Source organism: Amycolatopsis magusensis, assembly GCF_017875555.1.
GTDB classification, from domain to species: domain Bacteria; phylum Actinomycetota; class Actinomycetes; order Mycobacteriales; family Pseudonocardiaceae; genus Amycolatopsis; species Amycolatopsis magusensis.
In genome coordinates, this window is sequence record NZ_JAGGMS010000001.1 from 8,512,600 (window position 1) to 8,537,771 (window position 25,172).

At 71.4% G+C, this 25,172-nt stretch carries 24 protein-coding genes; 13 read left to right on the forward strand and 11 right to left on the reverse strand.

From position 1 onward, the window contains the following. The 3 genes from JOM49_RS38220 to JOM49_RS38230 all read right to left on the reverse strand — a co-directional run bounded on the left by JOM49_RS38220 (position 1) and on the right by JOM49_RS38230 (position 2,661). Positions 1 to 831, reverse strand: coding sequence for an ABC transporter permease (locus tag JOM49_RS38220; protein WP_282771059.1), 831 nt, complete (start codon positions 829 to 831; stop codon positions 1 to 3). After that, positions 828 to 1,595: an ABC transporter permease gene (locus JOM49_RS38225; RefSeq protein ID WP_209669111.1), complete on the reverse strand. Its 768-nt coding sequence runs from the start codon at positions 1,593 to 1,595 to the stop codon at positions 828 to 830. The genes JOM49_RS38220 and JOM49_RS38225 overlap by 4 nt, the downstream gene beginning before the upstream one ends. Before the next feature lie 97 nt (positions 1,596 to 1,692). After that, entirely contained in the window at positions 1,693 to 2,661 is a 969-nt protein-coding gene (locus JOM49_RS38230) for an ABC transporter substrate-binding protein (RefSeq protein WP_245371514.1), read from the reverse strand. A gap of 610 nt (positions 2,662 to 3,271) precedes the next feature. On the opposite strand from JOM49_RS38230, the gene JOM49_RS38235 reads away from it, so the two are divergent. The 5 genes from JOM49_RS38235 (at position 3,272) to JOM49_RS38255 (ending at position 10,300) form a co-directional block, all read left to right on the forward strand. Next, positions 3,272 to 6,331, forward strand: a complete 3,060-nt coding sequence (locus JOM49_RS38235) for a sensor histidine kinase (protein ID WP_245369614.1) — start codon at positions 3,272 to 3,274, stop codon at positions 6,329 to 6,331. Next, positions 6,328 to 6,795: a roadblock/LC7 domain-containing protein gene (locus JOM49_RS38240; RefSeq protein ID WP_282771062.1), complete on the forward strand. Its 468-nt coding sequence runs from the start codon at positions 6,328 to 6,330 to the stop codon at positions 6,793 to 6,795. The genes JOM49_RS38235 and JOM49_RS38240 overlap by 4 nt, the downstream gene beginning before the upstream one ends. 24 nt (positions 6,796 to 6,819) lie before the next feature. Further along, on the forward strand, positions 6,820 to 7,404 hold the full coding sequence (locus tag JOM49_RS38245) for a GTP-binding protein (protein ID WP_209669117.1): 585 nt from the start codon (positions 6,820 to 6,822) through the stop codon (positions 7,402 to 7,404). Between the two features lie 6 nt (positions 7,405 to 7,410). Beyond that, positions 7,411 to 8,583, forward strand: a complete 1,173-nt coding sequence (locus JOM49_RS38250) for an acyl-CoA dehydrogenase family protein (RefSeq protein ID WP_209672131.1) — start codon at positions 7,411 to 7,413, stop codon at positions 8,581 to 8,583. A gap of 613 nt (positions 8,584 to 9,196) precedes the next feature. Next, complete coding sequence (locus JOM49_RS38255) at positions 9,197 to 10,300, forward strand: MBL fold metallo-hydrolase (RefSeq protein ID WP_209669119.1); 1,104 nt, start codon at positions 9,197 to 9,199, stop codon at positions 10,298 to 10,300. 126 nt (positions 10,301 to 10,426) lie between these two features. Here the strand turns inward: JOM49_RS38255 and JOM49_RS38260 are convergent, their stop codons facing one another. Together JOM49_RS38260 and JOM49_RS38265 are read right to left on the reverse strand one after the other, a co-directional pair. Further along, positions 10,427 to 11,221: a PIG-L family deacetylase gene (locus JOM49_RS38260; RefSeq protein WP_209669121.1), complete on the reverse strand. Its 795-nt coding sequence runs from the start codon at positions 11,219 to 11,221 to the stop codon at positions 10,427 to 10,429. A 42-nt stretch (positions 11,222 to 11,263) separates the two neighbouring features. Continuing rightward, positions 11,264 to 12,187, reverse strand: a complete 924-nt coding sequence (locus tag JOM49_RS38265) for an acyl-ACP desaturase (RefSeq protein WP_209669123.1) — start codon at positions 12,185 to 12,187, stop codon at positions 11,264 to 11,266. A 160-nt stretch (positions 12,188 to 12,347) separates the two neighbouring features. On the opposite strand from JOM49_RS38265, the gene JOM49_RS38270 reads away from it, so the two are divergent. Together JOM49_RS38270 and JOM49_RS38275 are read left to right on the forward strand one after the other, a co-directional pair. Next, positions 12,348 to 14,108, forward strand: a complete 1,761-nt coding sequence (locus JOM49_RS38270) for a DEAD/DEAH box helicase (protein ID WP_209669125.1) — start codon at positions 12,348 to 12,350, stop codon at positions 14,106 to 14,108. Between the two features lie 21 nt (positions 14,109 to 14,129). Beyond that, a complete protein-coding gene (locus JOM49_RS38275; protein WP_209669128.1) occupies positions 14,130 to 14,606 on the forward strand; it encodes a DUF309 domain-containing protein in 477 nt (158 codons plus the stop codon). On the opposite strand, the gene JOM49_RS38280 is transcribed toward JOM49_RS38275, so the two are convergent. Then, entirely contained in the window at positions 14,513 to 14,749 is a 237-nt protein-coding gene (locus JOM49_RS38280; RefSeq protein ID WP_209669130.1) for a hypothetical protein, read from the reverse strand. The genes JOM49_RS38275 and JOM49_RS38280 overlap by 94 nt on opposite strands. A gap of 86 nt (positions 14,750 to 14,835) precedes the next feature. On the opposite strand from JOM49_RS38280, the gene JOM49_RS38285 reads away from it, so the two are divergent. Further along, positions 14,836 to 15,786 (forward strand): GlxA family transcriptional regulator, encoded by a 951-nt coding sequence (locus JOM49_RS38285; RefSeq protein ID WP_209669132.1) that lies wholly within the window; start codon positions 14,836 to 14,838, stop codon positions 15,784 to 15,786. 3 nt (positions 15,787 to 15,789) lie between these two features. Here JOM49_RS38285 and JOM49_RS38290 read toward each other — a convergent pair whose 3' ends face one another. From JOM49_RS38290 to JOM49_RS38300, 3 genes are all read right to left on the reverse strand, one after another. Next, positions 15,790 to 16,899, reverse strand: a complete 1,110-nt coding sequence (locus JOM49_RS38290; RefSeq protein WP_209669134.1) for a CapA family protein — start codon at positions 16,897 to 16,899, stop codon at positions 15,790 to 15,792. A 39-nt stretch (positions 16,900 to 16,938) separates the two neighbouring features. Continuing rightward, complete coding sequence (locus JOM49_RS38295) at positions 16,939 to 17,826, reverse strand: serine/threonine-protein kinase (RefSeq protein ID WP_209669136.1); 888 nt, start codon at positions 17,824 to 17,826, stop codon at positions 16,939 to 16,941. 172 nt (positions 17,827 to 17,998) lie between these two features. After that, positions 17,999 to 19,555, reverse strand: a complete 1,557-nt coding sequence (locus JOM49_RS38300) for an N-6 DNA methylase (RefSeq protein WP_209669138.1) — start codon at positions 19,553 to 19,555, stop codon at positions 17,999 to 18,001. Positions 19,556 to 19,620: 65 nt separating this feature from the next. Here JOM49_RS38300 and JOM49_RS38305 point away from each other — a divergent pair, with 65 nt between their 5' ends. Further along, positions 19,621 to 20,331, forward strand: a complete 711-nt coding sequence (locus JOM49_RS38305) for a PP2C family protein-serine/threonine phosphatase (protein ID WP_209669140.1) — start codon at positions 19,621 to 19,623, stop codon at positions 20,329 to 20,331. Here the strand turns inward: JOM49_RS38305 and JOM49_RS38310 are convergent. Beyond that, complete coding sequence (locus tag JOM49_RS38310) at positions 20,323 to 21,213, reverse strand: transketolase family protein (protein ID WP_209669142.1); 891 nt, start codon at positions 21,211 to 21,213, stop codon at positions 20,323 to 20,325. The two genes, JOM49_RS38305 and JOM49_RS38310, sit on opposite strands and share 9 nt — an antisense overlap. Positions 21,214 to 21,217: 4 nt before the next feature. After that, on the reverse strand, positions 21,218 to 21,904 hold the full coding sequence (locus JOM49_RS38315) for a thiamine pyrophosphate-binding protein (protein ID WP_209669144.1): 687 nt from the start codon (positions 21,902 to 21,904) through the stop codon (positions 21,218 to 21,220). 53 nt (positions 21,905 to 21,957) lie between these two features. Here JOM49_RS38315 and soxR point away from each other — a divergent pair, with 53 nt between their 5' ends. Genes soxR through JOM49_RS38335 form a run of 4 tightly spaced genes read left to right on the forward strand, consistent with a single transcriptional unit; the run spans position 21,958 to position 25,084 of the window. Further along, on the forward strand, positions 21,958 to 22,419 hold the full coding sequence (soxR, locus tag JOM49_RS38320) for a redox-sensitive transcriptional activator SoxR (RefSeq protein ID WP_209669146.1): 462 nt from the start codon (positions 21,958 to 21,960) through the stop codon (positions 22,417 to 22,419). 51 nt (positions 22,420 to 22,470) lie between these two features. Further along, positions 22,471 to 23,739 carry a PP2C family protein-serine/threonine phosphatase gene (locus tag JOM49_RS38325; RefSeq protein ID WP_209669148.1) on the forward strand — a complete coding sequence of 423 codons (1,269 nt, stop codon included), beginning with the start codon at positions 22,471 to 22,473 and terminating at the stop codon, positions 23,737 to 23,739. Then, the gene (locus JOM49_RS38330; RefSeq protein ID WP_209669150.1) at positions 23,736 to 24,776 is read left to right on the forward strand and encodes a cobalamin B12-binding domain-containing protein; all 1,041 of its coding nucleotides are present in this window, start codon (positions 23,736 to 23,738) and stop codon (positions 24,774 to 24,776) included. Before JOM49_RS38325 ends, JOM49_RS38330 begins: the two co-directional genes overlap by 4 nt. Further along, on the forward strand, positions 24,773 to 25,084 hold the full coding sequence (locus JOM49_RS38335) for an STAS domain-containing protein (RefSeq protein WP_209669151.1): 312 nt from the start codon (positions 24,773 to 24,775) through the stop codon (positions 25,082 to 25,084). The genes JOM49_RS38330 and JOM49_RS38335 overlap by 4 nt, the downstream gene beginning before the upstream one ends. Positions 25,085 to 25,172: the final 88 nt, after the last annotated feature.

Below are 25,172 nucleotides of genomic sequence, written 5' to 3' on the forward strand. Positions count from 1 at the left end.
TCACCCTCCGGCGATGGCTTGCTGGGCGCTGCGGGTGGGTTGCCAGCGCAGCGCGCGCCGCTCCACCCGCAGCAGGAGCGCGTTCAGCCCGTAACCGAGCACCCCGAGCAGGACGATCCACGCCCACATCACCGGGAAGTCGAACTGGCGCTGGGAGAAGATCAACTCGTAGCCGATCCCGTTCAGGGCCCCGACCAGCTCGGAGACCACCATCAGGATCAGCGCGATGGACAGCGCCAGCCGCAGGCCGGCGAAGATCTTCGGCAGGGCGGCGGGGAGCACGACCATGCCGATCCAGTACCGCGCAGGGGTCCGGAACGACCTGGCCGTCTCCTGCTGGAGCTGCCCGACCGAGCGCACACCGTCCACTGTGTTCAACAGTACCGGCCACAGTGCACCGAAGACGATGGTGGCGATCTGCATGCCGGTGCCGATGCCGAAGAGCACCAGGAACACCGGGATCAGCGTGGGCGGCGGGATGGCCCGCGCGAAGGCCGAAAGCGGCCCGGCGTAGTCCATGCCGGTGCGGGAGCGGCCGAGCGCGGTGCCCAGCGCGACGCCCACCACCGAGGCGATCGCCCAGGCGCCGAGCACCCGGCCCAGGCTGGGCAGGATGTTGTTGTAGACGGTGTCGGTGAGGAACAGCTGCGACGCGGGCCCGGTGAACCAGATTTCCCCACCCGTGGCCAGGATCTTCGACGGCGGCGGGAAGAACACGTCCCCGGCGAGCCGGGTGACCAGCTCCCAGAGCAGCACCACCGCGATGAACAGCAGCCAGCGGTTGAGGAAGCCGCGGACGAACTTCAGCGACTGGGATTCCGACGTGCTCACTGGGCCCCCGAAGTGACGGTGCTCCAGCGGAACCAGCGCTTGCCGAGTCGCTCCAGCCCGTCGTTGATGATGAAGCCGATGATCCCGGCGACCACGGTGCCCGCGAGCACCAGGTCCGACCGGCCGCCACCGGCGCTGGCGTCCAGGATGAAGTTGCCGATCCCGCGGCTGGCCCCGGCCAGGAACTCGGTGCTGACCACCAGGATCAGCGCGATCGAGGCGGACATCCTGATCCCGGTGAAGACGAACGGGGCGGCGTGCGGCAGCGCGACGAAGGCCAGCGTGCGCGTCCGGCCGGTGCCGTAGGACCGGGCGGTCTCCAGCAGCAGCGGGTCGATCTCGTCCAGCGCGTAGATCGTGTTGTAGAGGATCGGCCAGGTCGCCGCGTACACCGCGAGGGTGATCTTGGCTTCCGGACCGCCGCCGACCAGCAGGATGACCAGCGGGATCAGCGCCACGGAGGGGATCGGCCGGAGGAACTCGACCAGCGAGCGGGTGGCCACCCGCACCGCGGGCACGCTGCCCAGCAGCAGGCCCGCCGGTACCGCGATGAGGATCGAGATGCCCAGCGAGATCGCCCAGGCGAGCATGGTGGCGACGACGTCGCGCAGGAACGACTGCTGCCCGAGGAGCTCGATCGCTCTGGCGAAGACGGTGGTCGGCGGGGGGAGGAAGATCGCGTTGACCAGTCCGGCCCGGACCACGGCTTCCCAGAGCAGGAAGAACCCGGCCAGGCCGGCGAGGTTGCGGATGAGGGGTCTCATGGGTGTCTCCGCCGGTCGGGCGGCAACGTGTCCTTTCACTCGCGCCGGTGCCGCGCCGCCGGGCGAGGGGCCCGGCGGCGCGGCGGCGGTCATGCGGTCATGCGGCGGGTTTGACGATCATGTCGTCGGCGCTGACCTTGGTGCTGATGATGCCGAACTCGAGCAGGATGTCCGGCACGCGCTGCAGCCGCGCGGCCTCCAGTTTGGACTGGAAGGTGAGCAGCCCGGTCTGCGACGCGGTCGGCGGGTCCACCTTGGCGAACTCCACCAGCAGCGGCTCGATCTTGCTGCGGTCGGCGGCCTCGACGGTGGCCTTCTGCATCACGCGCTGGAAGGCGGCGGCGGTCTTCGGGTTCTCGTCGGCGAACTTGCCCAGCGTGCCGTAACCGGCGGTCGGGAAGTCCTGGGTCGGGCCGACCGCGGTGTCGAACACCGGCACCGCGCCCACGGTGCGGCTGGCCTGGGTGATGAACGGTTCGGTGAGGAAGCCGGCGTCGGCGTCACCGCGCTGCAGCGCCGGGGCGATCTCCGGGAACGGGAACTCCACCCACTGCACGCCGTTGAAGTCCACCCCGTTGGTCTTCATCACCGACTTGATCAGCGTGTCGGTGATGGTGTTGCGACCGGTGATCGCGACGCGCTTGCCCGCCATGTCCTGGACGCTCTTCACCGTCGAGCTCGGCATGGCGACCACCATGGTGCTCTTCGGACCGGCGGAGGAGGCGTCGGCGATGATCCGCACGTCCGCCGCGCCCTGCGACTTCACCACGAAGAACGGCGTGTAACTGCCGTAGGCGATGTCGACCTCGCCGTTGACCAGCTTCGTCACCGAGGCCTGGCCGCTCGGCGCGTTGACGATCTCGACGTCGAGACCCTCCGCCTTGAAGTAGCCGTTCTTGTTGGCCAGGTGGAACGGCGCCACGTCGATGGTCGGCATGATGGAAACCTTGATCTTGGACTTCTCCAGTGGGCCGTTGCCCTCGGCGGCGGAGTCGTCCGAGCCCCCGAGCAGGCCGCAGCCGCTCAGTGAGCCGAGGAGCCCGATCGTGGCGGTGAGCACGCCCAGTCTGTGGAACCGGCGCCGGGCCGGCTGAGCGCTGCTGTCGATTCGTAGCAAGGCCAACTCCTGTTGAAACGCGGTTAAGAGGACTGTGCACTGCCGGACGGGCCGAGCACGGGGTCGACTCGGCGCGGTCCGTGGTTACTCTAGGGACCCGACTGATCGCACTACATTCAGTGTCCCCAACCACACTGACGGGCCTGTACTACCGCCAACGGGAGGGTGAGTCAACAATGGCGCTCATACTCAGCGTGGCGTTGTGGACCCGCCCCGTCAGCAGCCCGAGGATCAGCCGTGGCTAGCATTGAACCGCAATTATTCCCCCACAAGGGTTACATCTTGGTAGTACCTTCGCTACCTTCTGCTCGATCGGGCGGTGAAAGCCCCCGCCGACACGGTGGTCGCTACACCGATCCAGCTATGGTCTCTGCCACGGACCAAGCGAGCCCCAGGCCCGGTGAGCTCAGAGGCGGAGCACCGACCGGGTGAAATGTCGAACTCGAAGAATGACGGTGGGAGAGCGGTGTCGAGCACATCGACCGCAGCGGTAGAGGACGCGCCAGCGGGTGATCGGGGGACCCCGGCACCGGCGACGGCGCCCGGCTCGCGCTGGAGCATGAAACACTGGCGCCTGCGCTCCAAACTGGCCGTCGTGCTGATCATCCCGGCACTGACCGCACTCGGCCTCGGTGGCCTGCGGGCGGCCAACGAGTTCGGCCTCGCCGAGGACTTCGGGAACACGGTCACCCAGGTCGAGCTGGCCGCCGCGGTGACAGCGGTGTCGCACGAGCTGCAGGGCGAGCGCACGCTCGCGGTGGCCGCCATCGCGTCGCCGTCGGACACCGACCGGGCCGTGCTCGGCGACCAGGTGGCCAAAGTGGACCGCGCGGTCAGTTCGCTGCGCCAGGCCGCCGGCCGGGTCGACGTGCTGGACCCGGCGGTGCAAGAGCGCTACCGCCAAGGTGTCCAGCGCCTTGAGGCACTCGGCCCACTGCGCGCTGCGACGAACAACCCCGCCTACCCCGACCTCGCGGCGTACAACACCTACACGTCCATCCTGGACTCCCTGAACCAGCTCGCCAACGAGTCCACCGCCACGGTGACCGAACGCGACCTGCTCCGCGAAGGCACCACGATCACCGCGCTGAGCCAGGCCAAGGAGTTCGTCGCCAGGGAGAACGCCGGGCTGCAGATCGCGGCTGGCCGCGACGAGTTCCCCGGCGACCTGCTGCAGGACGTGCGCGCCTCGGAAGCCAGCGCGGACGCCTCGCTCGCCAACTTCTCGGCGAACGCCAGCCCGACCGAGCAGCAGCTGTTCAACGACACCTACAGCGGTGCCGAAGTGGACGACCGCGAACGGATCAAGGCCTCGGCGTTCGTGCTGGCCGACGGCGACGAGAACCTGCGGATGCCAGTGGACCGGCTGACCAGCGACAGCACCGCGGTGATCGACCGGCTGCGCTCGGTGGAGACCCAGCTGCTCGACCGCATGCGCACGCACGCCGACGAACTGGCCAGCTCCGCCACCACCACCGCCTGGCTGTTCTCCGCCGGTGTGCTGCTGGCCGTGCTCGCCGCGCTGGTGCTGATGCTCGCGGTCGCCCGTGCGCTGATCAATCCACTGCGGACGCTGCGGGCCAACGCCCTCGACGTGGCCTACACCCGGCTGCCGTCCACGGTCCAGCGGATCCTGCAGAACCCGGACCCGCTCAAGGCCGCCAAGGACGCCGTCGAACCGGTCCCGGTGCTCACCCGCGAGGAGATCGGCGAAGTCGCCCGCTCGTTCGACGCGGTGCACGCCCAGGCCGTCAAACTGGCCGCCGAGCAGGCGATGCTGCGGGAAAACGTCAACGGCATGTTCGTGAACCTTTCGCGGCGGTCGCAGCGGCTGGTGGAGCGCCAGCTCGGCGTGATCGACCGGCTGGAAGCCGACGAGCAGGACCCGGACCACCTCGCCAGCCTGTTCGAACTGGACCACCTCGCCACCCGCCTTCGCCGCAACGGTGAAAGCCTCCTGGTGCTTTCGGGCGCCGGGCTGACCAAGTCGGTGTCGCGCCCGGTGCCCGCGGTCGAGGTCATCGGTGCCGCGGTCTCGGAGATCGAGCAGTACGCCAGGGTCGAGGTCGGCCAGGTGCCCGAGGTCTCCGTGCAGGGCCGTGCCATCCAGGACCTGGTGCACCTGCTCGCCGAGCTGCTCGACAACGCGACCTACTTCTCCGAGCCGGAGACCAAGGTGACCATGCGCGCCGCGGTCACCCGCAAGCGCTCGCTGGCGCTGCAGATCACCGACAAGGGCGTCGGGATGTCCGAAGAGGACATCGAAGAGGCGAACCAGCGCCTGGCCGACCCGCCCGCGTTCGACGTCTCGGTGACCAGGCGGATGGGTCTGTACGTGGTCGCCCGGCTGGCCAAGCGGCACAACATCGAGGTCCGCCTGCGCCAGAACGAGGAGATCGGCACCGGCATCATCGCGCGGATCGTGGTGCCCGCCGAGCTGCTGGTGGCCACCCCGGCACCGCAGTCCCCCAGCGGCCCGCCCTCGCAGCCGCGGATCCCGTCGCAGTCGCAGGCTCCGATGTCGCAGAGCCAGTCCACGCTGCCGCCGATCACCCCGGCCTACCAGCAGCGGGACCCGGAACCGGCCACCCAGGGCTGGTCGCCGTCGGCCCCGCCACCGGCACCGGCGGAGACCTCGTCCAACGGCCTCACCCCGCTGGCGCAGCCGATCTCGCTGGACGACCTGGTGGCGGGCTCGCCGAACGCGGCGTTCACCAGCCGCCCGACGGACGCGCCGTTGCCCACCGCGTACCCGGTCAGCCAGCACCTGCCGGTGCGCCAGGTGCCCGCTCCCCCGCCGCCACCCGCTCCCCCGGAGCCGCCGGCGCAGGAGGACTACGGCTTCCCGACCGAGGAACCGGACCAGCAGCAGGCCCCGCAGCGCGACTACAGCGACTACGCGGCACTGGCCAAGCAGCCGGCCGACGACGACCCCGACGCCCCGACCCGCCGCCTGCCGATCTACCAGTCGGTGATGTCGCGGTGGTTCAGCGAGGTCGAGGACGAGCTGGACGAGCGGCAGCCGAAGTCGCAGTCGCAGGCCCCCGCCTCGGCGGACCTGGCCGGACCGGCACGTGAGGCCGAACGCTCCCACCAGCCGGAGCCCGAGCGCCGGCCCGAACCCGAGGCCGCTCCGGTCCCGGAACCGGAGCCGGAGCCCGAGCCCGAACCCGAACCGGTCGCCGAGGTGCCGTCGCAGCCGACCAGCACGCCGGAGCCGGAGCTCACCGAAGGCCCGCCCGCCCGGCCGCGGCCGGTGGTGGCCTCGACCTGGCAGAGCGCTTCGGACCACGGCTGGCAGGCCGCGCAGGCACTGCTGGAGGCGCGGGACGAAGAGGTCACCGAGGCCGGGTTGCCCAAGCGGGTGCCCAACGCGTACCTGGTGCCCGGTTCGGTCAACGCCCCCGAGCAGGACGCCTTCCGCGACACCTCCGTCGGCCAGCCGAGCCCGAGCGCGATCTCCCGCTCGGCGGCCGCGGCCCGCAGCCGCATGGCGAGTTTCCAGCGCGGTTTCACCACCGGGCGGCACGCGCTCACCGACAGCGCTGGCGAAACGGGCTCCTACCCGGGAGCAGGCAGCAACAGCAGGACAGAGCAAGGCACTAGGGAGTGGCAGTGACAGGGGAGCAGCCGGAAGGCGCGAGCCAGCCGAACACGCTGGCCAACGGTGGGTTCGCCTGGTTGATCACGGATTTCGTCCGCCGGGTGCCCGGGGCCGCGCACGCGGTGGTGGTCTCGGCGGACGGGCTCCTGCTGGCGGCCTCCCGCGGGCTGCCGAAGGACAAGGCCGATCAGCTGGCCGCGGTCGCGTCGGGGCTGACCAGCCTCGCGCGCGGCGCCGCGAAGATCTTTGAGGGCGGCACGGTCGCGCAGACCGTGGTGGAGATGGCGGGCGGGTTCATGTTCCTGATGTCGGTCTCCGACGGGTCCTGCCTGGCCGTGCTGGGCGCCCCGGACAGCGACATCGGGCTCGTGGTGTATGAGATGACCCTGCTGGTGGACCGCGTCGGCAAGCAGCTCACCCCGGCCCAGCGCGCGCAACTGCGCGGCGCGAGCGGCCCCCAGCCGGTCGTTTCCCTTTAGAACCCGGAACGAGGAGAAACCGCGGTGAACGCACCACGCCCGTCCAATGGGCCGACCTCATCGGCGAAGATCGTGGTCGCCGGTGGCTTCGGTTCGGGCAAGACCACCCTGGTGGGGGCGATCTCGGAGATCGACCCGCTGACCACCGAGGCGTCGATGACCGAGGCCGGAGCCGGGGTGGACGACATCTCGGCGACGCCGAACAAGACGACCACCACGGTGGCCATGGACTTCGGCCGCATCACCCTGGACTCGGACATCGTGCTCTACGTGTTCGGCACGCCGGGCCAGCACCGGTTCTGGTTCATGTGGGACGACCTGGCCCTCGGCGCGATCGGCGCGGTCGTGCTGATCGACACCCGCCGCCTCGCCGACGCCTTCCCGTCGATCGACTTCTTCGAGAACCGCAAGCTGCCGTACGTGGTGGCGATCAACTGCTTCGACCGCCTGCTGCACCACCAGATCGAGGACGTCCGGCACGCGCTGACCATCTCTCCGAACGTGCCGATCATGGCCTGCGACGCGCGGGACCGGGAGTCGGCCAAGCAGGTGCTGATCTCGGTGGTCCAGCACGCCATCCAGCACGATTCGACGCGGCGCGCGGGTTAGCATGGCCTGATGAACACCCCGGACCCCCACGACTTCCTCGATCTCGACGCCGAGCTCAGCGGTGAGGAGCGGGACATCCGCGACGCCGTGCGCGAGTACGCGGCCGAGCAGCTCGCGCCGAACGTGGCGGACTGGTACGAAACGGGCGCGCTGCCCGCGGCCGAGCTGGCCAAGGGGTTCGGGCAGCTCGGCCTGCTCGGCATGCACCTGGAGGGTTACGGCTGCGCGGGGACCAGCGCGATGGCCTACGGCATCGCCTGCCGTGAGCTGGAAGCGGTGGATTCCGGGCTGCGCAGCTTCGTCTCGGTGCAGGGCTCGCTAGCGATGTACGCGATCCACCGGTGGGGTTCGGACGAGCAGAAGGCGGAGTGGCTGCCGCGGATGGCCACCGGCGAGGCGCTCGGCTGCTTCGGGCTGACCGAGCCGGACGCCGGCAGCGACCCGGGCAGCATGCGCACGCGTGCCGTGCGCGACGGCTCGGACTGGGTGCTCGACGGCACCAAGATGTGGATCACCAACGGTACTGTCGCCGCGGTCGCGGTCGTGTGGGCCCAGACCGACGACGGCATCCGCGGCTTCGTGGTCCCGACGTCGACGCCGGGCTTCACCGCGAACGAGGTCAAGCACAAGCTGTCGCTGCGGGCCTCGCTCACGGCGGAACTGGTGCTCGACGGCGTCCGCCTGCCGGGGTCGGCCGCTTTCCCCGAGGTGCGTGGCCTTCGCGGGCCGCTGAACTGCCTGAACGAGGCGCGGTACGGCATCCTGTTCGGCGTGGTCGGCGCGGCGCGGGCGTGCTACGAATCGGCGCTGGAGTACACGCTGTCGCGGACCCAGTTCGGCAAGCCGCTGGCGGGGTTCCAGCTGACCCAGCGGAAGCTGGCCGACCTGCTGGTCGAGGTGAACCGGTCCGGCCTGATCGCCCAGCGGATCGGGCGCCTGAAGGACGCCGGCACGCTGCACCACCACCACGTGAGCTTCGGCAAGCTGTCGAACGTGCGCTCCGCCCTCGACGTGGCCCGGACCGCCCGCTCCATGCTCGGCGCGAACGGCATCTCCCTCGAATACCCCGTCATGCGGCACATGTCGAACCTGGAGACCGTCCTCACCTACGAAGGCACCGAAGAGATGCACGCCCTGACCCTGGGCCAGTCCATCACCACCCTCCCCGCCTTCCGCTAACCCCGAACCCCACACCCACGCACCCGAACCCCACGTTCAGGCACCCGAGTCACACACTCGCGCACCCGAACCGCACACTCACGCGCCCAAGTTCCACATTCGGGTCGGCGAGTCCCACTTCGGCAGCCGTGCCCACGCGCACCAGTGCCGATGTCACGAATGTGGCTTTCAAGACGTTCCGCGTCCCGAAAGCCACATTCGTGACATTTCCCCAGAACTCCCGGGCTGGCGAGTCTCACGCATAACCGGCCGCCCGAGTTCAGCGCTCGGCTGCCCCAGCGAGGAATCCAGCCCGCGAGTGCGGGGCTCGGGTGCGCGAGTGCGGGATTCAGGCGCCCGAGTGCAGGACTCGGCTGCCCGAGTGTGGAACTCGGGTGCCTGAACGTGGGGTTCGGGTGCCCGAGTGTGGGGTTCGGGCGCCTGAACGTGGGGTTCGACTGCCCGAGTGTGGAACTCGGGTGCCTGAACGTGGGGTTCGGGTGCCCGAGTGTGGGGTTCGGGCGCCTGAACGTGGGGTTCGACTGCCTGAGTGTGGGGTTCGGGTGCGTGAGTGTGGGGTTCGGGTGGGTTGCGTCGCGCTGCGGGTGGGTGGGGGCGTGGGCAAAATAGATTCATGCGTACGAGAAACCTGGTCGCAGCGGCGGTGGCCGCGGCGGGTGCTGCTGGGCTTGGGGTGCTGGGGCTGGCGGCCCGCGGGCTGCCGGTGGCCGTCGGCGGGAGGCCGGATCCGGAGTCGCTCCGGCGGTCCCCGCAGTTCCGGGACGGCCGGTTCCGCAACGAAGCACCCCGCCGGGTGGTGGAGCAGGGCACCTACCGCAAGATCCTGCACGACATGCTCTTCGGCAACGAACCGCGCCACCCCAGTGGTCCGGTCCCCCTGGTCGCCGCGCCCCGCACCGAAGGCAGCGCCGACGGGCTGCACCTGACCTGGTACGGCCACGCCTCCACGCTGGTCGAGATCGACGGCGCCCGCGTCCTGCTCGACCCCGTCTGGAGCGACCGCTGCTCCCCCTCGCCGCTGATCGGGCCCAAGCGCATGCACGCCCCGCCGGTCGCGCTCGAGGACCTCCCCCGGCTCGACGCCGTGGTCATCTCCCACGACCACTACGACCACCTCGACCTGCCGACCGTCCGCACCCTCGTCGAGCACCAGGACGCCCCGTTCGTGGTCCCGCTCGGCGTCGGCGCGCACCTGCGCCGCTGGCGGGTGCCGGAGGACCGCATCGTCGAACTGGACTGGCACGCCGAGTTCACCACCGGCCCCCTGCGCCTGGTCGCCACCCCGGCCCAGCACTTCTCCGGCCGCTGGCTGGCCAACGACGGCACGCTGTGGGCCTCCTGGTCGATCATCGGCCCGGAACACCGCGTGTTCTACACCGGCGACACCGGTTACTTCCCCGCCTTCGAGAAGATCGGCGAGCAGTACGGCCCGTTCGACGCCACCCTGGTGCAGATCGGCGCCTACGCCCTCGGCTGGCCCGACATCCACATGACCCCGGAGGAGGGCGTCGCCACGCACCTCGACGTGCGTGGCGGGCTGCTCATCCCGGTCCACTGGGCCACCTTCAACCTCGCCATGCACGCCTGGACCGAGCCGGCCGACCGCGTGTGGCGCGAGGCGAAGGCGAAGGACGTCGACCTGGCCGTGCCGCGTCCCGGTGAGCGGGTGGACGTCTCGGCACCGCCGCCGGTCGACGGCTGGTGGCAGACGCTGTAGTCACGCCGTGCTCCGCTGGGCGCCTGTCACGGCTCCGGCGCCGCGGCCGGAATGTCCACAGTGGAGCATCTGGGGTACCTGGCCGGCCGAGGGCCGGGCACCACCGGCCCCGCGAACCCGCCGAACTCATAGCCCGGCGAGCAGGTCCTTCTCGGTGATGCCGGGCCCCTGGCCCTCCCGGATGAACCACTCGGTGCCGAACTGCAGCCGGAAGACCTCCTCCGGCTGCGCCAGGAACCACGAGTCCTCGGCGATCTGGCTCGCGTGCGCGCGCATCGCCTGCCGCTTGTGCTCGAGGTACGCCGACACGTCCACCTTGGCGGTCAGTTCCGCTTCCGGCTTGCCGATGCCGCTGAGGTCGCCGAAGTCCGGCGTCTCGCCGCCTTCGGCCTCGGCCTTCGCCGCCGACGACTCGATCCAGCGCCGGATCTCGTCGCGGTTCTGCGTGGCCTGGTAGACCCGCGGCGTCCCGGCCAGCTCGGCCGCCCGCGCGCCGACCCGGTGCACCTGGATGTGGTCGGGGTGGCCGTAGCCGCCGTTGTCGTCGTAGATGGTGAGGACGTCGGCGTTCTCCTCGCGCAGGATCGCCGCCAGCTTCCCGGCGGCCTCCTCGACCGACGCCGTCCAGAACGAGCCCTCGGCGTCGTTCTCCGGCTCGCCCATCATCCCGGAATCGGTGTAGCCCAGGAACTCCACGCGCTGCGCGCCGAGGATCCCTGCCGCCGCGTGGGTTTCGGCGATGCGGCGCTCGCGCAGCGTCTCGCCCTCGGTGAGGAAACCGTCCTCGACCTCGCCGTGCTCGCCCTGAGTGGCGACCACCAGCACCACCCGATGTCCTTCTTCGTAAGCCTTGCGCATCACGCCGCCGACGGTGATGCACTCGTCGTCGGGGTGGGCGTGGAAGGAAACCAATGTCGCCATGGATTCGAACCTACCGGAGGGCACCGACAGAATCGGCGGACCTCAGCCGGGCTGGCGCGCCAGCGCCTGCGCCCGCCGCTCGACGAACCGCGTGGCCTGCTTCTCCAGCTTCGTCAGGAACTCGTGCAGTTCCTCCCGCGCGCGCTCGCCCTGTTCGCCGAGGCCCTCCAGCTCGAAGACCCGCCAGTGCCGCAGCAACGGCCAGATCACCTCGTCGTGGTGGATGCTCAGGTCGTAGATGCCCGCCTTGGCGATCTGCGCGGCCTTGCGCACGAAGCCGGGGATGATGCTGCCGGGCATCTGGAAGTCGATCACCTCGTCGGCGATCGCGCGCACCATCGCGTCCGGCGTGACCTCCAGCGCGGCGGTGACCAGGTTGCGGTAGAAGATCATGTGCAGGTTCTCGTCCATCGCGACCCTGGCCAGCAGCTTCTCCGCGATCGGGTCCTGCGTGTACCGGCCGGTGTTGCGGTGCGAAAGGCGGGTCGCCAGCTCCTGGAACGAGACGTAGGCGAACACGTGCAGCAGCGGCTTGTCCTCGCTGTCGTACCCCGCCTGCATGGTCGCCATCCGGGCGCGCTCCAGCTCGACCGGGTCGACCGCCCTGGTCACCAGCAGGTAGTCGCGGATGCAGATGCCGTGGCGCCCCTCTTCGGCGGTCCAGCGGTGCACCCAGGTGCCCCAGGCGCCGTCCCGGCCGAAGGCGCGTTCGATCTCGCGGTGGTAGCTGGGCAGGTTGTCCTCGGTGAGGAGGTTGACCTCGAGCGCGGTGCGGGCGATCGGCGAGACCTCCGACTGCTCCGGGTCCCAGGCCACGCCGCCGAGGTCGGCGAAGTCGCGCCCGCGGCTCCACGGCACGTACTCGTGCGGCATCCACTCCTTGGCGACGCCCAGGTGCCGGTTCAGGTTCTCTTCGGCGGTGGACTCGAGTTCGAGCAGCAGGCGGGCGGTGTCGGAAATCGGCATGAGCCAGGCCTTCCGGCGTAAGGGAAGTGAACCTACGCAACCGTAACCTACGGCACCGTAACCAGCAACCGCCGCGGTGGCGCAGGTCACTGGGGCAGGCCGCCTAGACTGACCGCACTGGCGCCGGGCACCCGCGGCCCCTTCCACGTTCGGAGCACACATGTCGGGCCGCCGCCCCACGCAGGACACGCCTGGTTTCGCGGAACTGGGCGTCCCCGCGCCGTTGGTCACCGCACTCGCCGCCGAGGGCGTGCTGTCGCCGTTCCCCATCCAGGCCGCCACGCTGCCGCATTCACTGGAGGGCCGTGACGTCCTCGGCCGCGGCCGGACCGGTTCCGGCAAGACCTACGCCTTCGTGGTGCCGCTGCTGGCGCGCCTCGCGGCGAAGCCGGTCAAGCGGCGGTCCGGACGCCCGCGCGCGCTGATCCTGGCGCCCACCCGGGAACTGGTCACCCAGATCGACGCCTCGCTCGCCCCGCTGGCGAAGGCGCTTTCCCTGCGCACGCTGACGGTGTTCGGCGGTGTCAGCGCGAACCCGCAGATCACCGCGCTGCGATCGGGCGTGGACATCGTGATCGCCTGTCCCGGGCGGCTCAACGACCACCTCGCGTCCGGCCACGTGCACCTCGACGCGATCGAGGTCACCGTGCTCGACGAGGCCGACCACATGGCGGACCTCGGTTTCCTGCCCGGTGTCCGGCGCATCCTCGACGCGACCCCGGCGGACGGGCAGCGCCTGCTGTTCTCCGCCACCCTGGACGCCGGGGTGGACGTCATCGTCAAGCGCTACCTCAGCAATCCCGTGACGCACAGCGTGGATTCCGCGCAGTCGCCGGTGTCCACGATGGCGCACCACGTGCTGCACGTGCACCCCGACGACCGGCTGCCGGTGCTCATCGACCTGACTTCGGCGCCCGGGCGCACGCTGGTCTTCACGCGCACCAAGCACCGCGCGAAGGCGCTCACCCGCAAGCTCAACGCGTCGGGCGTACCCGCGGTGGAACTGCACGGCAACCTCGGGCAGAACGCCCGCACCCGCAACCTGGCGGCGTTCTCGGAGGGCACGGCGAAAACGCTGGTCGCCACCGACATCGCGGCCCGCGGCATCCACGTCGACGACGTGACGCTGGTGATCCACGCGGATCCGCCGGTGGAGCACAAGGCGTACCTGCACCGCTCGGGCCGGACCGCGCGAGCGGGCGCGTCGGGCACGGTGATCACGCTGATGACCGACGAGCAGGTGCCGGACGTCCGCGATCTGACGCGCAAGGCCGGGATCAAGCCCCGCACCACGCGGCTCGACGCCGGGCACCCGCTGCTCACCGAACTCGCGCCGGGCGAACGTTCCTTCGTCAAGCCCGCGCCGAAAACCCCGCAGCCGCAAGGAAAAGCCCAGCCGACCCGGTCCATCGCGCAGGCCACGGGCCAGCAGGACGGCTCCCGGACCGGCGCCGAAACCACGGGCCGCGGCAACGGGCGCGGCCGGGGCCAGGGCCAAGGTCGCGGTCAAGGCCAGGGGCAGGGCACCAGGCGAGCCAACGGCCAGGGCCGGACCCAGGGCCGCGACCAGGACCAGGCCTGGGAGCAGAGCCAGGGCCGAGGCCAGGGCCGGGAACAAGGCCAGACCCGAGGCCGGAGCCAGAGTCAGGGCCGGGACCAAGGCCAAGGCCAGGGCCGTGGCCGCGACCAGGACCAAGGTCGTGGGCGGGGTCAAGGCCAGGGTCAGGCGCGGGGGCGGGCGCAGGGGTCGGGGCAGTCGCGGGCCGCGGGGAACGGGCGGCACCAGGCGGCCGACCAGCCGAAGGGGCGCGGTCAGGCGCCGGCCATGGCTCAGGGTGGCGGGCAGCGGTCACGGCCGTCCGGGAACACGGGGGCGGCGAAGTTCTCTTCCGGCAGCAGGCCGGGACGGCGCGTGCGCTGACCACCGTGCCAGAATCCGGGTATGCGAGACCGCGATCCGGAAGGACGGGCACGCAACGCCAGGCCGCGGGACGGCCTCGGCAGGCCGCTGCCCTATGGCGCGCCCGGGGTCGAACGGCAGCCTGAGGGTATCGAGCGGACGCCGGCGGAGACGCTGGCCGAGGCGCAGCGCCTCCTCGACGCCGGGATGCCGTTCCACGCGCACGAAGTCTTCGAGGACGCGTGGAAGACCGGCACCGAGGCGGATGAGGGACTCTGGCGCGGCATGGCCCAGCTCGCCGTCGGGCTGACGCACGCGGCGCGCGGCAACTCCGTCGGCGGCGCTTCCCTGTTGCGCCGCGGCGCGGCCAACATCGAGGCGTACCGTGCCGGCAACCCGTACGGGATCGACATCCCCGGGCTCGTTCAGTGGGCCGCCAACCTGGCCGGCGAGCTGGAGACGCGGCCGGAGGTCATCGCCCCGGACCGGGCGGCGCCCCGGCTGGCGCGCCCGGCCTGAGCCCGCAGTTCGGTGCGCACGCGGGCCAGGTCACGGTCCTCCCGGCCGCTCCCGGTGTACGACGGCCGGGCCTGGCGGCGGTGGTTGCGTTCGATGGCGTAGACGGACAGGGCCAGCAGCAGGATCAGCACGAAGTAGCTCATGGCACTTATTGTTCGCTCGTGCATTTGCTGCCACCAGTGGCAGATCTGACCTTGTGCCACAAAATCCTGCCATCTACGCTGACCGCATGCTGAAGACCGTGGCCGCGCTGGTGATCGACGACGTCGCGCCGTTCGAACTGGGCGTGCTCTGCGAGGTGTTCGGCATCGACCGGACCGATGGCGGGGTGCCGCCGATCGACTTCCGCGTCTGCGGCGAGCGCGCGGGCGTGCCCGTGCGCTCGAGCGTGGGCATGTCGGTGACGCCGGACCACGGGCTGGACGGGCTCGAGGGCGCGGATCTGGTGGCGCTGCCCGCCTACGGCATCCGCGACGAGTACCCGGAGGCCGCGCTCGAAGCCGTCCGGCAGGCGAGCGCGCGGGGCGCGACCGTGCTGACCGTGTGCAGCGGCGCCTTCTTCCTCGGCGCGACCGGATTGCTCGACGGCAGGCGGTGCACCACGCACTGGCGCCACGCGGCCGCGTTCGCCGCGCGCTTCCCGGACACGGACCTCGACCCGGACGTGCTGTTCGTCGACGACGGCGACCTGGTCACCAGTGCCGGTACCGCGTCGGGCATCGACGCCTGCCTGCACGTGGTGCGTCGGGAGCTCGGATCCGAGGTGGCCACGCTGATCGCGCGCCGGATGGTGGTGCCGCCGCAGCGGGAGGGCGGGCAGCGGCAGTTCGTCGAGACGCCGATCCCGGAGTGCACCGGGGACAGCCTGCAGCCGCTGCTGACCTGGATGCTGGAGAACCTGACCGCCGAGCACACCGTGGCCGGGCTGGCGCGGCAGGCGAAGATGTCCGAGCGCACCTTCGCGCGCCGGTTCGCCGCGGAGACCGGCACGACGCCGAACCGGTGGCTGTCCACGCAACGGGTCCTGCACGCCCGGCGGTTGCTCGAAGAGACCACGCTGGGCGTGGACGAGATCGCCGCGGAGACCGGTTTCGGCACCGCCGCCCTGCTGCGGCACCACTTCCACCGCGTCGTCGGCGTCTCACCGAAGGACTACCGGCGCACCTTCGCCCACTCGTAGCGGCTACTTCCCCGGCCGGGTCAGGCCGTGGTCGGCGGCCTTCCGGCTCAGCACGACCTCGTCGGTGCGCGTGAGGGCTTCCTGGTGCCGCGGTGACGCGGCGGTGGTGGCGTCCACCAGGCGGATCGGCGGGCCCAGGTCGACCAGCGTCGGCACGTACTCGGCGCGGTCGACCTTCCAGCCGCCGCCGTCCTTGGTGAAGTGGAACCGCGCGGCCACACCCTCTTCGGTGGTCCCCCGCGGCTCCGAGTGCTTCGCGATGTGGTTGCCCAGCCCGTAGGCCACCCACTTCTCGCCGATCTTCTCGAACGGCTGCACCACGTGCGCGTGGTGCCCGATGATCAGGTCGATCGAGTCGTCCTTGAGCAGTTTCTTCGCCAGGTCGGTCTGTTCCTTCGTGGGCTCCGCGCGGTATTCGGTGCCCCAGTGCAGGCTCGCGATCACCACTTCCGCCCCGGCTTCGCGGGTCTTGCGGGCCGCCGCGAGGACGTCGGCCGCGTCGAGCGTGTTCGACATCCACGGCTTGCCGTCGGGCAGTTCGATCCCGTTGAAGCCGAAGGTGAACGACACGTGGCCGACCTTCGTGCCCGCCGCGTCCAGCAGCAGCGGGGTGCCCGCCTCCTTCGACGAACGCGCCGAGCCGGTGTGCTTCAGCCCGGCCGCGTCCAGGCCGTCGAGCGTGCGCTCCACCCCGTCCTCACCCTGGTCCAGGGTGTGGTTCGAAGCCGTCGAGCAGGCGTCGTAACCGGTGTCCTTCAACGCTTCGGCGATTTCCGGCGGCGCGTTGAACGACGGGTAGCCGCTGTACGGCCCCCCGGGCTCGGCCAGCGGCACTTCGAGGTGGCACAGGCCCAGATCGGCACCGGAGACCACCGGCTTGACGCCGGCGAACTGCGGCCGGAAGTCGATCTTGCCCTTGCCGTCGGCCTCGGCCTGCTCGGTCAGCGCCGGGTGCACCAGCACGTCCCCGGTGGCGACCACGGAGAACCCGGGCGCGGTGGGGGTGGGCGGCGGCGCGGGTGGCGCGGCCGGCGGTGGACTCTCCGCCGCGGAACTACAGCCAGTGACCAGTAGTGCCCCGACGAGCGCAGCCGAAAGGAACCGTCGCTCCATCGTGTACTCCCACTCCACCCCGTTGATCGCGGACGGTGGTCACCCTCCCATACCGTGCACCTGGCCGACCATGCTGGCGTACATCCGCGCCGGGCTGACCGCCGGCGAGAGGTAACCGGGCAGCATCGGCGGGTTCGCGGTGAACGGCCGCAGCCGCTCGAAGAACTCGGCCGCGTTCGACGGCCGGTCCTCCGGCGCCTTCGACAGCACCTGCCCGAGCAACGCGCCCAGCGGCCCCGGCAGGCGCGGCGGCTGCTCGCGCACCTGCTTCTCGAACACCGCGAACGCGGTCGGCCCGGTGAACAACTGGTTCCCGGTCAGCATCTCGTGCAGCACGCACCCCAGCGCGTACAGATCGCTGCGCGGCTCGGCGACCCCGCGCTGGATCTGCTCGGGCGCCATGTACGCGGGCGTGCCGAGGATCTGCCCGGCCCTGGTGAACTGCGCGACGTCGGCCTCCCGCAGCATCGCCAGGCCGAAGTCGAGCACCTTGACGCTGCCGTCCGGGCAGAGCATCAGGTTCGTCGGCTTGAGGTCGCGGTGGCAGATCGACAACTCGTGCGCCGCCGCGAGCACCGCGCTGGCCTGTGCCGCGATGGCCGCCGCCCACGGCACCGGCAGCGGCCCGTGCTCGCCGACCAGGTCCGCCACGGTCACCCCGTCGATGAACTGCATGACCTGGAACAACCGCTGGTCGAACATGCCGAAGTCGTAGAGCACCGGTACGCCGGCGTGCTCCAGGCGGGCCAGGATCCGTGCCTCGCGGACGAAACGGCGTTCCAGTTCGTCGTCCGGCCCGCCGGGCAGGCGCAGGAACTTCACCGCCACCCGGCGCCCGAGGTGCTTGTCGTGCCCGGCGTGCACCGCGCCCATCCCGCCTTGGCCGAGCGGGAGGTCGTCCAGCTCGTACCGATCGGCGATGAGCATCTCGGCCTCCTAGGCGCTGTCCTGTGGGTCTGGTCGATGGGCTTCGTGATCCAGGTGGTTCCTGGCGGTGCGGGCGATTCGGCCTCGTACTGGCCGTACTCGGCCGAACTCGCCCGTGCCGCCAGGGGCCGCCTGGGCGCGGAGAGCGCGACCTTGACCCGCAGGACAGCGCCTAGTCCTCCGGCTGCAGATGGCCGTCCGCCAGCCCGTCGAAGCCTAGCCGCACCAGCCTTTCCCCGTATTCGGCCGCCTCCGCCAGCTGTGCCTCGAACTCGCCGAGCCGCCGGAACGCCCGTCCGTAGGCCCGTTGCTCGGCCAGCGGCAGCCGGGGCACGCGCACCCGCCGCAGGTCCAGCCGGGTGGAGTTGGACGTCATCCGGTGCATCGCCGAACGCAGCAGCCCGGCCAGGAAATCCGGGTCGATGCGCTCGGGATCGACGCGGTATTCGGTGCCCGCCGGGGACTTCACCGGTACGCCTTCGCCGGATTTGCGCACCAGCCCGGCTTTGATCAGCTCGCCGATGGTGGTCAGCGGCCACGAGCGATCCTGGGTGAGCACCGCCAGCTCCGGCGCGTCCAGCGCCCGCGCGCGGAAACCCTCCAGTGCGGCCAGGAAACTCTCGCCGCCATCGGCTCCGCGGTGCCGCGCCGGGCTCAGGTCCACGTCGTCGTCGAGCAGGTCGATCACCCGGGTCGTCCAGGAATCCGGTTCCGCCCAGGCCTTTTCGACCATCGACAAGTCCTCTGTGGACTCCATCAGCAGTACCCGGTCCCCGCCGGTGCCGGGTTCCGGGCGGCGCAGCAACCACAGGTCCCTGGTGCCGTCCGGCAGGGTCACCACCGCGCGCAACGCCCCGGCGCGCAACAGGTTCCCGCGGATCCGTCTCCCGGACCGGCGGCCGGCGACCGCGGGCGGCAGCAGGATCGCCACGGTCCCGCCGGGGCGCACGTGGGCCAGGCAGTGCTGCACCCAGGCCAGTTCCGGTTCACCGCGCGGCGGCACGCCGTACACCCAGCGCGCGTCCCCGGCCAGTTCCTCGTGCCCCCAGGCCCGTTCGTTGAGCGGCGGATCGCACAGCACCGCGTCGGCGACTTCGGTACCGAAAGCGTCGCGCCGCAGTGAATCGCCCGCGACCACCCGCGCGTCGATCCCGGCCAGGCGCAGGCGCGTGCCGGTCATCGCGGCGGAAGTTTCGTCCAGGTCCTGGCCGGACGCGCGCGGCGCGGCGGCGGCGAGCAGAAGCGCGCCGGTGCCGCAGGCGGGGTCGAACACCGAGTCGACCCGGCCGGCCAGCCGCGCCATCAGCTCGGCGATCGGCCCAGGGGTCACCGGCAACCGGCGGACGTGCACCTCCTGGTAGCGCTCGTAGAGGAACTCGAACACCGCGCGGCGGCCGAGTTCGCCCACCGCGCCGCTGAGCAGTTCGTCCGCCCGGAAACCACCGTCCTCCAAGGCGATGCCGGTTTCCGCGACCAGTTCGCCGAGCGCCAGGTCGTCGGCCGCCGCGCGCAGCCGTTGCCAGACCCGCTCGGCCAGTGAAACCTCGAAGCGCTTACCGTTGCGGCGCAACCAGTCTTCGACCTCGGCCAGCGAGAACACCGGACTGGATGCGGTTCCGCCGACCGGACGCGGGAAATCGTCGTAACGGCGGCGCCAGTTGCTCACCGCCGCCCGGCCCACGTCGACCAGCCGGGCGATGTCGCCGGCGGTCACGGTCGCTTCATTCATAACGACATGCTAATCCACGGCACAATCACTTGTGTATTGAGTTCACAACATGCTCTACTGGAAGCATGACACAAGAATTCCGTGTGGTGGTCGACACGGATCCAGGGCTCAACCGCAAGGGCAACGAGGACGCCGCCTACGCGGGTTCCCGGGTGCTCGTGCTCGCCGACGGCATGGGCGGGCACACCAGCGGTGAGGTCGCCAGCGCACTGGCCGTGGACGCACTGCGAGAACTGGACAAGGAACCGCACGAGGACCTGACCGGCGCGCTCGCCGGAGCGGTCGCCGAAGCGGGCAGGCTGCTCGACGAGCACGCGCCGGCCGGCGCGGGCACCACGGTCACCGCGATGCTGTGGAACGGTCCCAGGTTCGGCCTGGCGCACATCGGCGACTCACGGGGTTACCTGCTGCGCGACAGCGTGCTCTACCAGATGACCCGCGACCACACGCTGGTGCAGACCCTGGTCGACGAAGGGCGCATCACGCCGGAGGAGGCCGAGGTCCACCCGCGGCGCTCGATGCTGGTGCGCGCGCTGCAGAGCGGGAGCACGCACGAGCCGGACCTCTCGGAGCACGAAGCGGTGCCGGGAGACCGGTTCCTGCTCTGCTCGGACGGGCTGACCGACGTGGTCAGCGACGAAGCCATCCGCGAGGTGCTGGACAGCGTCGCCGACCCGGACGCCGCGGTGCGCCGGCTGATCGACCTGGCCAACGCCGGCGGCGGGCCGGACAACATCACCTGCCTGCTGGCCGACTACCTCGGCGAGTCAGCCTAGGAACGCGCGCACGGACGCGGCGATGCCCTGTTCGTCGAGTCCGTGCGCCACGTCGTGATCGGCCATGCCGCCGTAGATGCGCACCTCGCGATCGCGGCGGACGCCCAGGGAAAGCAGGCGGTGCGGGCGATCGGTGAGCGCTTCGGCCACCTGGTGCGCCGAAGTGCCCGCCAGGTACGGCTCGACGAGCACCACGTCAGGGCTCGCGCCGTCCACCGCGGCACGCAGCCCGGCCGCGTCGAACGGGCGCACGGTCGCGGTGTAGAGCACGGTCACGTCCAGCCCGGCGGTCGCCGCGAGCACCCGGTCCAGCATCGGGCCGACGGCGAGCACCACCCCGCGGCCACCGCGGCGCAGCACCTGGAAACCCGCGCCGATGAACGGTTCCGCGTTGACCGCTTCGGATAGTCGCAAGTAGACACTCGAGTCCCCCGGCAGCGACTCGCAGAGCAGCCTGCGTGCCTCGGCCGGGTGTCCCGGCACGTGCACGGCCCAGCCGGGCAGCGAGTCGATCAGCGCGACGTCCCCCGGTGACTGGTGCGTGCGCCCGGCGTAGGACATGTCGTAGGACGCCCCGGAGGACACCAGTACCGCGCCGACGCCCTGATGCCCGAGATCCAGCTTCACCTGCTCGAACGGGCGCTCCACCAGGAACGACGCGAAGGTGTGCACCACCGGGCGCATGCCGGAGAGCGCCAGCCCGCCCGCGACGCCGACCAGCAGCTGTTCGCGGATGCCGACGTTGATCACCCGGTCCGGGTGGCGGCGGCGGGTCGCGCGCACCCGGTCCACCGAGATGTCGGCGAGCACCAGCGCCAGCCGCGGGTCCACCGCCATCGCTTCGTCCATTGTGGACGTGAATTCGTCGCGCATGCTCGTCATCGGCTCAGCCCTTCCGTTCCACTTCGGCGATCACGGCCAGCGGTCGCCCCGGGTGCGGGGCGGTGAAGGCTTCGTGGAGCGCTTCGTGGTCGCGGCCGTCGACCGTGCGCGTCTCCCAGCCCTCCACCGCGAAGCGCCGCGCGATGCCGCCCGGCCAGCCGAGGCTGGCGGACTGGTTGTCGACCACCACCGCCGTCAGCGCTTCCATGCCTTCCCGCCCGGCGAGCGCGATCGCCTCGTGGTTGGAGCCTTCGTCCAGTTCGGCGTCCCCGAGGAGCACCACCACCCGCGCGTCGATCCGCTGGGCGCGCAGGCCGTAGACCTCCCCCACGGCGATCCCGAGCCCGTGCCCGAGCGAGCCGCTGGAGATCTCCACGCCGGGCACGCGCAACCGGTCCGGGTGCATGCCGAGCCGCGACTCCGCCCCCGCCCAGCCGAGGAGGTCGCCCTCGGGCAGGAAGCCCTTCGCGGCGAGCACCGCGTAGTAGGCCATCGGCCCGTGCCCCTTGGAGAGCAGGAACCGGTCGCGGCGCGGGTCGTTCGGCTGCCGCGGTGAGATGTCCAGCACCCGGTCGTAGAGCACCCACAGAACGTCTACAGTGGACGTAGCCGCGGCGGAGTGCTTCTCGTCGCCGGTCATCAGGCCGATCAGCCGGGGCAGCTCGTGGTAGCCGGTGGCGGTGGTGGTCATGTTCACGACCGTGCAACCTCGACCTAAGTCGAAGTCAAGGCTATGGTGGCCGGGTGACCAAACTCGCCGACCACCTCAGCATCGGGCAGGTCTCCGAGCGCAGCGGGGTGCCGCACACCGCCCTGCGCTTCTACGAGGACAAGGGCTTGATCCACTCCGAGCGCTCCGCCGGGAACCAGCGCCGGTACGCGCGCTCGGTGCTGCGCCGGATCGCCTTCATCCGGGCTGCCCAGCGGGTCGGGCTGAGCCTGGAGCAGATCAGCGAGGCGCTGTCCACGCTGCCGAAGGACCACGCGCCGACGAAGGCCGACTGGACCCGGCTCTCGCGCAACTGGCAGTCCGAGATCGACGCGCGGATCGACGCGCTGCAGCGCCTGCGCGACCGGCTCACCGGCTGCGTCGGCTGCGGCTGCCTCTCGCTGCGGGTCTGCGGCCTCTACAACCACGACGACCAGATGGCCCGCTTCGGCCCCGGTGCTCGATTGCTCAAACCCGCGGCCGAAGGCGGGGTTTGACGAGCCGCTCCGGGAAGTACCCTCGACAGGGAGCCGCCGAGAAGGAGCCTGATGCAACCTGGGACGGACGCCCCCGCGACGACGGGGCCGTGGACCGGCCTCACCGAGCGGGTCACCGGTGAGCTGGCCGGTTCGCTGAACCTGCGCCGCACCGCGTTGCGCCTCCTGGACCTGCTGTGCCCGGCGTTCGCCGACTGGGCCGTGCTGGCACTGCCCGAACTGCGCTCCGGCAGGCTGGTCCTGCACGGTGGCGCCGAACTGACCGCGACCACGCCCGTCACGGTCCGTGTCGACCCGGACACCGGGCTCGGCCGCGTGCTGTCCTCCGGGCGCACCGAGGTGCTGCACGTCGCGGAGGAGGACGGGACCGCGCTCGACGCGATGATCCCGCACCCGCGGCTTCGGGAGGAAGCCGCGGAACTGCGCCCGGCCGACATCGTCGGGGTGGCACTGACCGCGCGCGGGACCACCATCGGCGTGCTGGTCCTGGTCCGCGGCTCGAACCGCGGCTTCCCCGCCGAGGACGTCGAAACCGCCGAGCGGCTGGCCGCCCGTGCCGCGCTGGCGATCGACTCCGCCCAGCTCTACGAGGACCGCACCCACGTCGCGTCGGTGTTGCAGGCCGGGTTGCGCCCGCCGGAGCTGCCCGAACTGCCGGGCGCGCGGATCGCCGCCCGCATCCGGTCCGCGGCCGAGCACCTCGACCTCAGCGGCGACTTCTACGACGTGCACGGCGCCGGGGACGACTGGCTGCTCGTGCTCGGCGACGTCTGCGGCAAGGGCGTGGAGGCGGCCGTGCTGACCGGCCGCACCCGGCAGAGCATCCGCACCGCCGCCTACTTCGACCGGCGCCCGTCCCAGGTGCTGACCGCGTTGAACACCGTGCTCTACGAAGCCGAGTCCAGCCGGTTCGTGGCCGTGGTGTGCGTGCGGCTGCGCCCGATCGGCGACGGCAGCTCCGCGGTGGCCAGCGTGGCCGTGGCCGGGCACCCGCCGCCGGTGATCATCCGCGCGGGCGGCTCGATCGAGCAGATCGAGGCCGTCGGCACGGTCGCCGGGGTGCTGCCGGACCTGGCGTACCGGGAGGTCGACGTGCGCCTGCACCTCGGCGACACGATGCTGTTGTTCACCGACGGCATCTACGAAGCACGCGGGGCGGACGACTTCTACGGCATGGGCCGCCTGGTCGAACTGCTGCCCGCCTACGCGGGCGCGGGCCCGGAACCGGTGTGCGAGGCGGTCGAGCAGGACGTGCACGAGTACCTCGGCGGCCGTCCGCACGACGACATGGCGTTGTTCGCGGTGTCCTGGGGCCGATGACCGTGCCGGGACTCGCCGAAGCGGCGGACCGCTTCGATCGCGCGCTGGCGGCGGTGGACACCCCCGCCGCCACCGCCGTCATCGGTGAACTGCTCGACCGGGGCGAGGATCCGGTCGCCGTGCTGGTCGAGGTGATCGCCGCCGCGCAGCGGTCGGTCGGCCTGCGCTGGCAACGCGGTGAGTGGCCGGTGGCCAGGGAACACGCGGCGACCGGGGTCTCGGCCGCGGCCGTCGAGGTGGTCGCGCGGCACGTCCGCCGGCTGCCGGTCACCCGCGGGCGGGTGGTGGTGGCCTGCGCCGAACGCGAATGGCACGCCCTGCCCGCCATGCTGATCGGCCACGCGCTGCGGGCGAACGGCTGGGACGTCACCCTGCTCGGTGCCTCGACCACCACCGCGCGGCTGAACCGGTACCTGCACGACCTGGGGCCGGACGCGGCCGCGGTCAGCTGTTCGGTGCTGGGCGCGCTGCCCGCCGGCCGCCGGTTCATCGAAGCCGCCACCGCGGCCGGTATCCCGGTGCTGGCCGGTGGTTCCGCCTTCGGGCCCGATCCGGCGCGGGCGCTGGCACTGGGCGCGACCGCGTGGGCGCCGGGTGCCTACAGCGCCATCGACGCGGTCGCGAAGCTGCCCGCCGTGGTCCCGGCGGCATCCCCGCTGCCCGCCGCACCCGCCGCCGAGCAGGCCGAGCTGGAACAGGCGCACCAGCGCCTGGTGGCCGGGCTGCGCACCACGTGGACGCTCGCCGCCGACGTGCTGGTCGACGCGCCCGTGGTGGTGGACAGCCTGCAGGCGGTCGCGAAGGACGTGCTCAACCAGGTGCTGCACGCGGTCTCGGCGGCCCTGCTCACCGGCGACCCGCGGCCCATCCCGGAAACCGCGGCCTGGCTGGCCGACCTGCTCGCCGCCCGCGGCGCCGAAGTGCGCCTGGTGGCGGAACTGGGTGAACTCCTCGCCGCCGGTTTGGGAGACTTCCCCTTGGCGCGCGAGTTGGTCGTGGCGCACTGGGCCGGCGGACTGGTCGGGACGGAGCGATGAACGAGTTCAGCTATGACGTGACGGTTTCCGCCGGGCGCGCGGTGGTCACCACCGCCGGGGAGCTGGACGCGCACACCGGCGCCGACTTCCGGCTGGCGCTGCCCGAACTCGCCGAGGTGCACCAGGACCTGGTGCTCGACCTCGCCGGACTGACCTATGTGGACTCGACGGGGCTGAGCATGTTCCTCGCCGCGCAGAAGCGCGCGGCCGCGTTCGGGGGGCGCGTGCGGTTGCGCGGGGTGCCGCAGTTCCTGACGCGGCTGCTCGCGGTGACCGGGCTCAACGGCATCCTGCCGGTGCTGCGGTGATCGAGGAACGGCAACTGGTCAAGCTGTCCAAGCGGCTGTCGAAGGTCCTGCGCCACGACCCCGCCTCGGTCGGGGTCTGGCTCACCGA